This window comes from Sphingobacterium kitahiroshimense, assembly GCF_025961315.1.
In the GTDB taxonomy this organism is placed as follows: domain Bacteria; phylum Bacteroidota; class Bacteroidia; order Sphingobacteriales; family Sphingobacteriaceae; genus Sphingobacterium; species Sphingobacterium anhuiense.
In genome coordinates, this window is the sequence record NZ_JAOQNK010000001.1 from 1212705 (window position 1) to 1226626 (window position 13922).

Consider the following 13922-nt stretch of genomic DNA (forward strand, 5'->3'; position numbering starts at 1 on the left):
AACATGTTAAGAGTATACTGTATATTGTCGATCATGATATCGCTATTGTTTCATTCTTGTAATCCTAAGAATGAGGGCAAAAATTACACAATAGCATTCTCACAATGTACTGGTAATGATTCTTGGCGGGAGACCATGTTGGAGGAAATGAAAAGAGAGTTGTCTTTCTATCCTAATGTTAAATTTATATATCGAGATGCTGAAGGGAGTAACCAAGTACAGATTTCGCAAATTAGGGAACTGCTAAAAAATGATATTGATCTCTTAATTGTTTCTCCGAATGAAGCGGCTCCCGTAACACCAATTGTAGACTCAGTTTTCCAAATGAAAATCCCTGTCATCGTTACAGATCGAAAAACGTCTTCGGGTCTTTACAATGCTTATGTTGGAGCTGATAATCTTACAATTGGTAAATTAGCGGGCCAATATATTTCAAATGTTCTTAATGGAAAGGGACAAATCGGGGTTATTACTGGTTTAAAGGGTACTTCAGCTTCTATAGAAAGAAAAAAAGGCTTGATGATGGGGCTAGATAGTGCCGGTAAAACGCAGGTAGGATTGGAACTTCATTCTGATTGGAGCAGGGCTACAGCCTATGCTTTAGCGAAAAAACAAATTGAAGATTTACAGAAACAAGATCTTATCTTCGCTTTTAATGACCAAATGGCCTTTGGGGCCATCCAGGCTCTCCGTGAAAATGGTAATGACAAAAAGAAAATTATTGGTATCGATGCATTGCCTGGAGCAAAAAATGGTTTGGAAGAAATAGCAAATGGTACGCTTTACGCTTCTATGCTTTACCCAACCGGGGGCACAGAAGCGATCCGGACGGCAATAGCAATTTTAGAAAAAACTCCTTATAAACGGGAAAACATACTGGGCACGCTGGTTATAAATAAAGAGAATGCGAACCTGATGATGCTCCAGTCGAATAAGATTCAAGAACAACAAAAAGATATCGACAAGAGACAGGAGTTTATCGTAAAGCAAAATCAGATTTACAACAACCAAAAAACAACTCTCCAGGTTGTCATGACGAGCCTGGTGATCTCGATTATTCTAGGAGGTATTTCGATTGTTATGATTGGCAACAACCGTAAAAAAAACAAGCAACTTAAAAATCAGAACGAAGAAATTTTACAACAACAGAAACAGATTGTTGAGATGAATCAACAGATTCAAAATGCAGCAGAAGAACAGAGCAAGTTTTTCACCAATGTTTCCCACGAATTCAAGACTCCCCTGACCCTTATCATGGGACCACTTGAAGAATTAGAAAAAGAAAAATCTCTTTCCGCTAACAGTAGAGAAAAACTTGCGTACATCGAACGGAATGCTAAAAAACTTCAAGACCTCGTGCACGACCTCATTGATATCCATAGGATTGATAAATCTAAATTAAAATTACAGGTTACTGCGGTACACATTGATAATTTCATCCAACAGATCATTGCTAATTTTAGACCTTTGGCTAAGAAGAAGGGCATCTCCTTAAGTTATCTCAGCAAGACACCTCTGAAAGAGATCTGGATAAGCGAGCAACTGATGGAACATGCTTTTTCGAACCTGCTATCCAACGCATTTAAATATACCCCAAGAGGAGGAACCATCAGCTTGACCGTAGAAGAAAATACATTTGGAGATTATTTTCTTATCCGTGTAATTGACAATGGATCAGGTATCGCAGCCAGTGACTTAGATCATATATTTGACAATTTCTACAAAGGTGAACAGCATCTTCCTGGATCAGGAATAGGTCTTGCTTATGTAAAACAGATTGTTGAACTTCATCATGGACAAGTAACCGCTAGCAGTAAAAAAGGAATGGGATCTGCTTTCACTTTACGCTTGCCTACGGGTCATCTTCATCTTTTGGAAGAAGAAAAAAAGAACTCCCAATATGAGCCTTCAATATTACATTTTGAAAGAAACTTGCCACAGGAAAATTTGGAAGATTTTGATGTTGATTCGGTCTCCTTCTGTTCCAGCAGAGCAGCTAATATCTTGATTGTTGAAGATCATCCTGATATTATGCGTTTCTTGAAAGAAATTTTAGAAAAAGAATATAATCTCATTTTTGCCAAAAGCTATTCCGACGCTCTTAAAAAAATGAAAAACAATTATCCTGACCTGATCCTCAGCGATATTATGCTTCCTGATGAAACAGGTATCGAATTATTGAAAACCGTTAAAAACAATTCGCAGTTCAACCAAATACCCGTACTTCTACTTAGTGCTCTTGATACGGAGGAAAGTATCATTGAGGGAATGCGCCATATGGCAGATGCCTATCTGACAAAACCATTTAAGGTGGACCACCTTAAAGCAGTAGTCGCCAACTTAATTCTGTCCCGTCAGAAACTCAAAGAGCAGTATGGCACTTTACTCAAGCCTTCGGAAAATAAAACAGAAATTGATTCACATACTCCGCAAGACAAACGTTTTTTACAGGGATTGTCCATGGTTGTCGAAGGACATCTTTCCGATAAAACCCTGAGTGTCGAGGACATTGCCAAGGAACTGAATTTATCACGGATACAACTTTATCGAAAAACAAAAGCATTATTAAATTGCAGTGTCAATGACTATCTGTTACAACGGCGTATGGCTAAAGCACAAAACCTACTGCTCGAAGGCCTACATGTAAATGAAATTGCAGAAAAAGTAGGTTTTTCGTCCGGGACATATTTTACGGCAGCATTTCGTAAACAGTTCGGTGTAACTCCAACCGTTTTTCGAAAGGATCAATTAAAAGGATAAGTCGTTGGAATTTTCTACGGCGAAACCCTTTGGCTTGAAGTGCTTTTGTAAGTAATATAATTTGAATTTAACAATTTTAGTGTATTAACTGGAATGGACTGTAAAAAATTAACAGGGGAACGTCGATGTCTAATTTCAGTCAAAAAACATGAATCATTCAAGATTAAAATCAAAAAGGATTTCATAGAGTAATTATTCGTCATGTATGAGATTTGATTAATTAACATACGGGAAGTAATTGACCTAATTACATTCCTTCAATAACTGCTAATCTCCGATTAATCAGTTTCTGCACAGCTTCGGGTTTTAATTCCTCAGCACCAAAGCCTCGTTTATCTTTGGTACAAGAACTACATGCTGTAGCATCCAGCTTGTTGCAATAGCCACATAAACATTCCCAAACTTCTTTGCCCGATGAAAACATGCCTTTTGATTCTTTAACAGTAACTACTTCTTGAAACTGCTGTAACAGGCCCTCTCCTTTCAATGTCTGTAGATAGGCAATATCCGGAGCGGAATACCAGTCTTTGTCTAAGGTAAGTACCTTCAATGCTGCCTTTTTTACCAATAAAGATCCTGCTAACAGTTTTTCCACCTGATCGTAATCGATAAGATTGGAACTGCTGATCGCTTTGCTAATGATCTTAAACTGCGCACCGGTTAAATCATCGGACAGCAATTGTCCATAGAGTATAGTTATAGCTTGATCTTTGTCCAGGAAATCAAAATAACGGAAGAGCGTGGCTTGACGGTCTTTGAATTCTTGGTTCTCCCCTGTTTCATTCATTGCTTTGAATAGCAGGGGTACAAATTCGGTCAATCGCGATGTGGCTATAAACTCGGCTGTAGTATTGTCCATGTTATAGATACCTGTATAACGTTCTATGATCAAGCTTGCTTTGACTTTGTTCTTAATAACTGATCCATCGATATCTCCACCTACCGCTTCTGCTTGTATATGTTTAATTTCATTGAGCAATACAGGTGTACCGATAGCGGTGATCATAAACGATCGGTGTTCCTTTGCCCGAGAGCTCATCAATATTGACGCAGAAGCCTATAACGGCATCTGCCCTATAGCTACGGGCATTTTGCTTTAAAGACTCCACTACGCTCTTATATAGCTCCTGTTTTTGTTTTCATAATTCCGGGAGCGCCCACCGAAGAGGTCTACGAAGCTCGCTCCTGATTGCACTCAAAGCATTGGCTCCAATAACAGCTGTTGCTGATATGGGATTGTTGTGGTGATTGGTTTGATTAAAATATACTGGAAGCCGTAAGGATGGTATAAAACCAATAAAGCCATTCTTGACAGAATGGCTTTATTGGTTATTTTATATGATCTATTTGATTTATTTCAGTTTTTCAATCTCGTCGATGGTAAGGCCTGTCGCCTCAGCAATTTGTTCTACTGATAGTCCCATTGATTTTAGCTTTACAGCCGTCTCAATAGCTTTTTGGTACTGGCCTTCAGCTTTAGCCTCTATTGCAGCTTTCTTAGCCTCTTCCAATTGTTTTTCTAGTCCTTCAACTTGTTCCTGTTGATACATCCGCACTGCTTCTGCATCCCATTTTCGTTTTAAACTAATATCATACATAGTCCGTTCCTCCTTTGTCAATTTTGCGTAGCTGACCAACTGAAAGAAGCGTTGAAATACTGCCGATTTCATGATCCGTGGCAAGGTCTTTAACGTAGACATATTTTTGAGCATAAAGAATACTTTATCCAGTTCGTCTTCAACCTCAGCTTCGCTTTTAACAAAGTTAATAATTTCTAAATAGATAAACCCCAAACCCTCGTAGAAAATTTTCCCTGAATCTCTATTACACAGGCAGGTATCGTGAAAATAGGTTTTATGATCACCTCCCGGCATATGAAAACCGTCCATCAGTACAATAGTATAAACCTCGGGAATGGCATACCCCCAGGCTTTGCGGTTTCCTTTGGGTGCTGTGTCTGAAATGACCTTGCTGGCATAATACAGCATACGTTGCTTCAGGTTGGTCTGTGTACTGGTCTGCATCTCAATGATAATCTCTTCTCCTGTACTGATCTGCACTACAAGATCAAAGATAACTTTACCGATCTCTTCGGTTGCACCGATACGCTCGGTATCCCAGTAAGTAAGATCTGTAATGGTCTTTCGACCACGAAAGATAATATTGAGAAAATTAATTAGGTTGATCTTGTCTCCGAATAACCGTTTGAAGCCCTCATCGGTAGTAGGATCAATAAAAACGGGTTGAACGTGATTTTTCATAATTTTAGGATCTGCTTAAATAATTAATGTTGCTAAACAAACATCAGAAAAACTAAAATTATTAGCCGGTTATTAAACTTTTGTTGTCGTTTGTAAACGTTTGTTGTCGGCTAGTGCAACTTGAATCAGTCTTTAGAAATACAACAGAAAAAAGAAAAGCCACATCTTACGACATGGCCTTACCTAAACATATGATTAAACAGTATATTACTTGTACGAATTGATCGATTGGGATACTTTCCAATTACCGGCTTCGTTGACCAGAGTCACTAGATCGGTTTTGGTAAACCCTTCAAACTGCATCGTTATTTTGGCGATCATATAATCAGCAGACTCCTGTACGACAGTGGTACTTGTTTTACAATTCAACTGCTCACCTTTTTGCTTTTTCAAAAAGCTGATAACTTCTGAACGGCTGTTTGTCTTCACCTCAGAGGCATGTACTTTTTGACTAAAATCTGCTGTAAACAACTGCTCTACTACTGCCGATTGACCTGCTGTCATAACCGCAACGTAATGATCAATGGCGAGATCTGCTGTAGATAAATTGACCACCGCTTTTTTAGGGTTTGATACCTCTGGTTTGCCTGCTGCCATAGTGAAAGTAGAGACTGCGATCAAGGCTGCTGCTACGAATGTTTTTGCTAAAGTTCTCATAATGTCTTTATGTTATATTATTAGTTTTTTTTTCTAGTTGTTGATTCAAAAGTAGGGTGTAAATCGTCCCTACCCTATGGTAATTAGACTAAACCAACTAAAAACTCGGTGAACGGTCGAAATGAATAGGTGAAATTATTTTAAACTTTTTTGAACTATTCTATTCGACAGGTGTTCTTATAATACAAAGCGATAACAAACATACTTTCAGCATGAAAGTGGATAACGATAAATGACGTAGTACAGTAAATAAATCCAATTGCTTGAAAACAATTTGGATGATGAAACAAAAAAGAGGAAACGATAAGAAACATAAAAATTACTGTGCAGTTAAACGCCAAGATAAAGGGTCTAATGAGAATTAGGCCCTTTTGATGAATATGGATTCTCATTCATTCGCAACTATTATCCATGATGTATATATGGTATTTATTCGTAACTTAATACGATTAACCTATATACTTACAATAACTAAATCTATGTATTCAAGCGGTATTAAATATAGTTTAGCTAGATGCTTGATAATTGCTTCATTATTAGCTTTAAGTTTTATCGCCAAAAGCCAAGAAGATAAAGAGGTTATATTTATCTCGTATGAAAACTTTCTACCAACGCCCAAAATTGGTGTATATGAGTTTCATGAAGAACTTTTAAAAGCTTTTCCACATGCTAATGGTAGAATTATTATAGAATTTAGTGCAATGAAAGACAGCAGTGTTTCAGAGATAAATTCTATAGGTTATATTGATGGCATAGACTCATTGAAACAAAAATTTGAAAATATATCGAAATGGATTCCTGCAACCAAAGATAGTAGACCTATGAGTATCAGACAGAATTATTCATTTCAATTTGGCAAGCTAAATCATATTGGAGATATTGGTTATTTCTTTAATAAAAGGGACTCTATAGCAGTTTATGATAAGGATCATATAAGACATATTGGAGGACGATGGTTAGATAGATTTTATGTTTCTACCGTAGATTATTTTTTCAATAAAGGGAAAATCAAAAAGATTGTCATTAGAAATAACAACCTAAAAGAAGTACGAAGTGTTTATGACAATTACAGCTATTACAAATCGCTCGAACAGTTTTTAATTTTTTATTATGGGCTACCTACCAGATATATTCAGTCTCCGAATATCCCTCGTCCAAGTAGTAAACTTTTTTATAAAATGATTAAAGAAATTGAAAACAAAGATTATTCGGTCACGTGGAAAGATTTTTTGGATGGGAAAATTTTACTGGAAACGACAAAAGGTACAACTCAGTTAACGTATGAATTCTACTAAAGATGTTGAAGCAATACAGATGTACCGATAGCGGAGATCATAAACGACCGGTGTTCCCTTGCCCGAGATCTCATCAATATTGACGCTGAAGCCATAACCGCATCTGCCCGATAGCTACGCGCATTTTGCTTTAAAGACTCCACTACGCTCTTATATAGTTCCTGTTTTTGTTTTCATAATTGCGGGAGCGCCCACCGAAGATATCTACGAAGCTAGGTCCTATTTCAATCAAAGCATTGACTACAATAACAGCTGTTTCTGATATGGGATTGTTGTGGTAATTGGTTTGATTAAAATATACTGGAGCCGTAAGGATGGTATAAAACCAATAAAGCCATTCTTGACAGAATGGCTTTATTGGTTATTTTATATGATCTATTTGATTTATTTCAGTTTTTCAATCTCGTCGATGGTAAGGCCTGTCGCCTCAGCAATTTGGTCTACTGATAATCCCATCGATTTTAGCTTTACAGCCGTCTCAATAGCTTTTTGGTGTTGGCCTTCAGCTTTAGCAATTGCAACTGCTTTCTTGGATGCTTGCTTAGCCTCTTTCAATTGTTTTTCTAGTCCTTCAACTTGTTCCTTTTGATACATCCGCACTGCTTCGGCATCCCATTTACATTTTAAACTAATATCATACATAGTTCGTTCCTCCTTTGTCAATTTTGCATAGCTTGCCAACTGAAAGAAGCGTTGAAATACCGCCGATTTCATGATCCGTGGCAAGGTCTTTAACGTACACATATTCTTTAGCATAAAAAATATTTTGTCCAGTTCGTCTTCAACCTCAGCTTCGCTTTTAACAAAAAAAATCAATTCGAGGTATATAAATCCAAATCCTTCGTGAAAAATTTGCCCTGAATTTCTATTACACAGGCAGGTATCGTGAAAATAGGTTTTATGATCACCTCCTGGCATATGAAGGTTTAAAATTTGGAATAGAGTACCATATTTAAGGTTATTCCTCAGAAAAATTTAACGTTATGACTTTTAGATGTATAATTACTCACCCACCCCTTACAAACCCAGAAACTGGATTTTCTTCATCAAGGACAATCGAATTTGACTTCATCCATTTTGAATATCATTGGGAAATTCAAAAGGGTGTGTGGACTTTTCAAATTATAGAAAACGATGTTATCAAACTTGAAAAGAGATTTGAGATAATATAATTGTCGGTGATATAAATGAATAATTATTAAATTTCTATATATTTAGTTTCATATCAAACTTCCTATTAAAAATGATTTATTGACCATGACAGACGAAATCAAACAGTTTTTTAAGGCATATTGGCAAACGGGAATGAAGGCCGGTTGCACCGAAAATATTCCAAAAGAAATGATGGTTTCGGCACCTAATAGTGAAGGAAGTTATGAATGGAAACTAATTCCTGGAGTATTGACTAATGAAGATTGTAAAAACGTAGAAACACAGTTTAACATCACTTTCCCAGAAAACTTTATAGCATGGCACAAACGTTATTTCTTCGAAGACTGTGATTGTTCAATCATCAGACTACCCTTCTCAAGTCCCACAAAACCGCTACAGGAATTAATAGACAATCTTGACTGGTGTATAGCAGAACAGCTGATTCCTCTTGGTCTTATTCCCTTTGCAAACGAAGGTAATAATGCCGGACCATTAGTCTTTGACACAAGGAACGCTAGCGGAAAGGAAGATTTTCCGATAAGAGTTTATGACCATGAATATGGTGGTGATGTAGATGGATTGAGTGAAATTATTTTTTCATCATTTAGAAAAATGCTGACATGCTTAACACGTTTCCTGACCGAAATTTAAAAAAGAAAACGTTTTGAAGTGTTTGCCGACTTCTATGAAATCGACCCTGAGGGTGCTGGTGCAACAGGTAAAGAGTACTGGGAAAGCTGGATCGCAATGGAAAAAGCAAACTTTGAAGAATTTGGATACTAGATTTTTACAATCGAAAAGATGCTGAACTACAGAAAACTCTGTTACAATTATCATTTTATAAGGCAATAAAGGAATTTTATGAGCGACATATTTAAGGATGAAAACATTTATCCGTATCAAGGAAAGATAAAAGAGCATTTCAAAGTTTTTTACGATGCTGCATTTATAGCTTTCATTCCATTCTTTCAAATTGATTCACAGACGAATAACAAGGTTAGTCTCAAGAAATCAAAACTATTGTCTCATGAAGAAGCTGTACAGGAATTTGAATTCTTGAAAGATCTTCCAAAAGCGAATAGGCAAATTTATAGTTACAAAAATGATGAATATCCCTCAAATGAAACTATTTTTTTGAAAGGCAAAGCAATCTCATGGAACAAGGTAGTTACTGGATCAGGGTTTACGGACTATGCTGAACTTAATAAAGCTTTACGAACTTCGATTGGTGCGCTAAGTAAAAACTATACTAGACCAGACCTTTTGGAAAATCTTAATGCATTTACGGATAAGAAAAGTATCTATCATCCTACTGAAGGCACTTTTGATATGTTATCAAAAGCAAGCATTTATAGAACTTTCCAGTTTTTCAGAAAACCTCAGATTGTTATAACAGACGAATTCTACCAACAGACCTTTAGTGTAGACCTCGATAAATTAAGTGAATTTGAATTTTGTGATCAAATTAATTTCAAAGATTACTACATATATTCTGCTGATTTTGAACTTTTGTTTACAGTGGAATGGGATAGTTTTTTCTTTATTATTGCGACAGACAGCAAAAAAATGGAACAATTAATAGAGAGCAAATTGTTTGAGGGTTTTCTATGTAATGATGAGACAGATCATGATTGGGATTATGTGGATAAAAAGTAAAAGAATGGTTGTTACAAGCCAAAACCTTATAAGTATTTTCACTTGTTTAAATTTGCTTTTCTTAGAGATATCATAAGATACCAAATCTTCTAATTACAGGGCTTAATTGTAAATTAAAATAAGTTAAACGATTTTTGTGAATCCCACAAATTATGGAATATCTCCTATCCTAGCATCTATTTACATATGAAACTATTACTGCTATTTTTAATTTTCTTTAGCTTTTCTGTAAACGGGCAGTCATCAAAACAGCTTACTGATGAACTGAGTAAGGTTCTAAAGGATGAATTGGTGAGAGGAAAACAATTTTCAATCCATTTTAGTAAAGTGAGTAATGGGGAAATTAGCATTTTGACCCCTAGTATTCCAACAGATGACTTGTTATTAAATAAGATAAAGACTATTTTAAAAAAAGACTCTCTACTTCAGTCTAAAAATTCGTACTTCTTACATATATACTGGGATCTATATTCAACAGAAGTTTACAGTTCAATAGGAAAGAAAGTTTCAGAAGGTTTTACAAATTATTCGAACTACATGCCTAGCCCCTACGGGGGAATTGGATTATTTGTTAAAAATATGGTAGCTGAGCTAAAACGAAATAATTTCGACTTTCAAAATTATTCAAGGTATCAACATCAACTAGAAGTATATGTGGATGAAAAAGGGAACCATTCTTTTACGGGTTCCGAAAAAATTCTGTCGTACTTGGACAGCACAAAACTAAACCGCTGGAGAATAGCTTTATATTATGGTAAACCTATTAAAAGTATATATGAGATCACATTAATCAATCCTCAACCCTTATTAGATAGTCTTAAAAGAATAGAATCAGCACAAGCTGCAGAGGTATTTGTGTGGGATCAACTGTATGAAAATCAGTTTGTGCGCTATCAATCAGGTATACAACAAATCCCACAAGGAGAACTTATTATTTCATTTGTTCTCAACGCTTCATTAAATAGCTTTGAAAATCCAATAATACATCGTGGAAACCGAGATGATGCAAAGAAATTAATGAATTTCATCTTAATGCAGCATCCTTTCAAAAACAGTTTTTACTGGTCTGAATATCCAAAGTCTGACCGTTATTATTTCTACTTAAAATAGCGGACATTTTTCTCAATATATGCTCTTCTGTTTTTCGTGTTATATTTTTAGTGTTTTTTCTGATGCCTGTACTTTCTGGCTGAAGTCCTCTGTAAACAATTGCTCCACTCCTGCTGATTGACCATCTGTCATAACCGCAATATAATGATCAATGGCTAGATCTGTTGTAGATAAACTGACCACTGCTTTTTTAGGGTTCGAGACCTCTAGTTTACCTGCTCCCATAGTAAATGTTGATACTGAAATCAAGGCTGCTACTGCGAATGTTTTTGCTAAAGTTTTTTATCTAGATAATTTGTTATTTAAAGGTGATAAGGCTATCATGAGTATAAAGTCTACAACTAATTACCAATGTACCCATGATGGTTCATAATATTTTTATTGTTAGTTTCTATTTATAAGTTGCATCAGCCCCTCATCCACCAACTCAAACCCTGATGCTTGCTGAAGCAATTGTTGATTCAAAAGTAGAGTGTAAATCGTCCCTACCCTATGGCAATTAGACTAACACAATAAAAATCTCGGAGAATTTGGGAAATGAATAGGGGTAGTTGTAACCTATCATTTCTTTTGTTAAATTGGAAAGGATTACCGAACTAATAACGAATTAAAATATGCATACAATAATTTACCCTGAAGATTTGATAAATAAGCGATTTGACAAAGTTTGGTTCAACTGGGATTGTTGCTAATCATTTAATTTTATGGATGATTTTCTTTTTCCTTTGATTTTATTTCTCATCTTCATAGGTATACCAATTGTTGTTGGATTATTGATATATATAATACCTAAAAAACTGGGATACCCAAGGTTTGCAAGATATGTGCTACTTACCTATGGTTTTATTTGCCTATTATTTACATGTTATCTATTTTTTAGTAATTATTTTTTCACAAAATCTGATGCGCTCAAACTAGTTGAAGAACAAGCGATAACATTAGTAGATGAATTTAAGATCAGTAACTATAACTCATCGTTTGCAATTGGTGAGAGTTATGAAACATTTACGCTTAAAATCTCTAATTTGGATAAACAAAAAGCTATTTCGAAAATTATAAATTCAAAAAATTTCCATTCGACCGAAGATTCTAATCACATTGTATCTTATAATTCATTAAATCAATATTGGGGTCCAAAAATTACACAGAATTATGAAACAGAAGATGCTTATGTTAGGGAGTATTTTAAACCCAGTGGACAAAATAATTATGCCCCTACTTTTAGAAAAATTACGATAAGCAAACTAAAAAATGAATTAATTTATGAGGATATAGACGAATAGAATCATTCTGTAAAAACATCTAATACTATTTAAGTATATTTTTATTCAATCAAGTTTGACACCTTTGTTTATAAGCGGAAAGACATTGTGCCATGGTCATGGCGGACAAAATGGACTGGAATTAGTATTTACAGCTTGGTTAGCTTTACCAATTTTAATACTATTTAGTTTTGTATTTAACCGTATATTCAAGCCAACGAATTTTTATACAAAAAAGATTAATATAGTCCAAAGTGACTAATAAAGAGTAGTTTACAAGAACTGGAAGCGCTATCGGTAACGATTTAGTAACGGTGCTTACTGCACTCGCTTTTATTTGATTGCCTTGTAAATCATTACTGTAAATGTAATAAAAAAGGGGTTAAGTTGTAGCCTACTTTATGCGTTTCTAGTTTTTTACTCATCCATCGAAAAACAGTCATTGAAAATAAATCTTTCCCAATATGGTAGCAATATGTGATAATGGTTCAAATATTATTTCCAAATTTTGGTGTATCAATAAAGATGGAGTCCCGAAACAAGTAATGATAACCTCTAACAAACTAAGCTACGGAAATAATGTTGAACAAAATATTATCGGAAATTTAGTATCAGTATGGAAAAAAACTGCGTAATAAATATAATACAGTCGACGAAGAACTGTGTAAACACCTGAAGGAAAGATTGAAAGTCATAATCTGAACTTCAAAAGCTTGCCGTAAAATCATATTCTTTTTCTTTCAACAATTCCTTTTTTTTCTGACAACATTGGTTATTTTTAAAAAACAACTACAATTTTACCAGCGGTACGATTGGTTTCAATTTGTTTATGAGCTTCCTCCATATCTGTAAAAGGATACACCTTATTGATGTGGGGTTTTAGCACACCTTTGGATATCAATTCAGTAATTGCTCTTAAATCTTCACCTTTAGCTTGCATTCCCCATAAAACTAACTTTACATTTTTATCTTTGGCTTTCGCTTTTAAACTTTCATCTGCAAGCCCCAGAATAGAAATAATTGTACCGCCCGATTTTGTTATATCAATAGAATGTTCCAACGTTTCTCCGCCAATGGTATCAAAAACAAAATCAACCTCTTTAATTACATCCCAAAAATTTTCAGTTTGATAGTCAATGTGTTTATCAACACCAAGCGACATAACAAAATCACGGTTTTTGGCGGATGAAGTTGCGATGACTTCTGCACCAAAATATTTGGCTATTTGTACAGCAAAGTGTCCCACACCACCTGATGCAGCATGAATAAGGATTTTGTCGTCTTTTTTTATTTTCATTCCGTGAACTAGCGGTTGCCACGCTGTCAGAGCAGCCATCGGCACGGCCGCTGCTTCTTCAAAACTGACATTGGCAGGTTTTTTAGCTAAAAAATCGACTTTCACCGCTACATATTCGGCATAGCCACGGGCATTTGGTGAAAGTGCAAAAACCGCTTCGCCTACTTCAAAACCATCGGCACCTTCCGTTTTTTCTACAATTTCGCCAGATATATCCCAACCTATAATAGCTGGTCGCACGTTACCAAAAAAAGCGGCAATAAATACGTCTGAACTGCGATATTTTGCGTCGGCGGGATTAATGCCCATGGCTTTTACCTTAATTAAAACTTCACCTTTTTGCAAAGTAGGTTTTGGCGCTTCTCCTAGAACCAATTGGTCTGGTGCTCCGGTTTCATATAATAAGAATGCTTTCATATTGATTTGTTTTATTGGTACAAAGTTCTTCAAAACAGAAAAAACAGACTTAACC

13 protein-coding genes are annotated in these 13922 nt (G+C 35.5%); 7 read left to right on the forward strand and 6 right to left on the reverse strand.

What is annotated here, in order from left to right:
• Positions 1 to 33 precede the first annotated feature (33 nt).
• Positions 34 to 2760: a substrate-binding domain-containing protein gene (locus M2265_RS05495; protein ID WP_207902507.1), complete on the forward strand. Its 2727-nt coding sequence runs from the start codon at positions 34 to 36 to the stop codon at positions 2758 to 2760.
• A gap of 247 nt (positions 2761 to 3007) precedes the next feature.
• On the opposite strand, the gene M2265_RS05500 is transcribed toward M2265_RS05495, so the two are convergent.
• From M2265_RS05500 to M2265_RS05510, 3 genes are all read right to left on the reverse strand, one after another.
• Positions 3008 to 3766, reverse strand: coding sequence for a hypothetical protein (locus tag M2265_RS05500; protein WP_132773294.1), 759 nt, complete (start codon positions 3764 to 3766; stop codon positions 3008 to 3010).
• Positions 3767 to 4112: 346 nt separating this feature from the next.
• The gene (locus M2265_RS05505) at positions 4113 to 5021 is read right to left on the reverse strand and encodes an Rpn family recombination-promoting nuclease/putative transposase (RefSeq protein WP_132773292.1); all 909 of its coding nucleotides are present in this window, start codon (positions 5019 to 5021) and stop codon (positions 4113 to 4115) included.
• Positions 5022 to 5228: 207 nt separating this feature from the next.
• On the reverse strand, positions 5229 to 5678 hold the full coding sequence (locus M2265_RS05510) for a nuclear transport factor 2 family protein (RefSeq protein WP_132773291.1): 450 nt from the start codon (positions 5676 to 5678) through the stop codon (positions 5229 to 5231).
• Positions 5679 to 6196: 518 nt separating this feature from the next.
• Here M2265_RS05510 and M2265_RS05515 point away from each other — a divergent pair.
• A complete protein-coding gene (locus tag M2265_RS05515) occupies positions 6197 to 6973 on the forward strand; it encodes a hypothetical protein (protein ID WP_132773289.1) in 777 nt (258 codons plus the stop codon).
• A gap of 384 nt (positions 6974 to 7357) precedes the next feature.
• Here the strand turns inward: M2265_RS05515 and M2265_RS05520 are convergent, their stop codons facing one another.
• The gene (locus tag M2265_RS05520) at positions 7358 to 7948 is read right to left on the reverse strand and encodes a PD-(D/E)XK nuclease family transposase (RefSeq protein WP_319801177.1); all 591 of its coding nucleotides are present in this window, start codon (positions 7946 to 7948) and stop codon (positions 7358 to 7360) included.
• Between the two features lie 282 nt (positions 7949 to 8230).
• Between M2265_RS05520 and M2265_RS05525 the strand changes: the two genes are divergently transcribed.
• The 3 genes from M2265_RS05525 (at position 8231) to M2265_RS05535 (ending at position 10891) form a co-directional block, all read left to right on the forward strand.
• A complete protein-coding gene (locus tag M2265_RS05525) occupies positions 8231 to 8776 on the forward strand; it encodes an SMI1/KNR4 family protein (protein ID WP_132773284.1) in 546 nt (181 codons plus the stop codon).
• 210 nt (positions 8777 to 8986) lie between these two features.
• Positions 8987 to 9781, forward strand: coding sequence for a DUF2711 family protein (locus M2265_RS05530; protein ID WP_132773283.1), 795 nt, complete (start codon positions 8987 to 8989; stop codon positions 9779 to 9781).
• Positions 9782 to 9967: 186 nt separating this feature from the next.
• Positions 9968 to 10891: a hypothetical protein gene (locus tag M2265_RS05535; protein ID WP_132773281.1), complete on the forward strand. Its 924-nt coding sequence runs from the start codon at positions 9968 to 9970 to the stop codon at positions 10889 to 10891.
• Positions 10892 to 10930: 39 nt separating this feature from the next.
• Here M2265_RS05535 and M2265_RS05540 read toward each other — a convergent pair whose 3' ends face one another.
• On the reverse strand, positions 10931 to 11116 hold the full coding sequence (locus M2265_RS05540) for a hypothetical protein (protein WP_132773279.1): 186 nt from the start codon (positions 11114 to 11116) through the stop codon (positions 10931 to 10933).
• 389 nt (positions 11117 to 11505) lie between these two features.
• On the opposite strand from M2265_RS05540, the gene M2265_RS26950 reads away from it, so the two are divergent.
• Positions 11506 to 11583 carry a DUF1963 domain-containing protein gene (locus tag M2265_RS26950; RefSeq protein WP_132773380.1) on the forward strand — a complete coding sequence of 26 codons (78 nt, stop codon included), beginning with the start codon at positions 11506 to 11508 and terminating at the stop codon, positions 11581 to 11583.
• A gap of 12 nt (positions 11584 to 11595) precedes the next feature.
• Positions 11596 to 12174 (forward strand): hypothetical protein, encoded by a 579-nt coding sequence (locus M2265_RS05545; RefSeq protein WP_132773277.1) that lies wholly within the window; start codon positions 11596 to 11598, stop codon positions 12172 to 12174.
• Positions 12175 to 12931: 757 nt separating this feature from the next.
• On the opposite strand, the gene M2265_RS05550 is transcribed toward M2265_RS05545, so the two are convergent.
• A complete protein-coding gene (locus tag M2265_RS05550) occupies positions 12932 to 13867 on the reverse strand; it encodes an NADP-dependent oxidoreductase (protein ID WP_132773275.1) in 936 nt (311 codons plus the stop codon).
• Between the last annotated feature and the right edge of the window lie 55 nt (positions 13868 to 13922).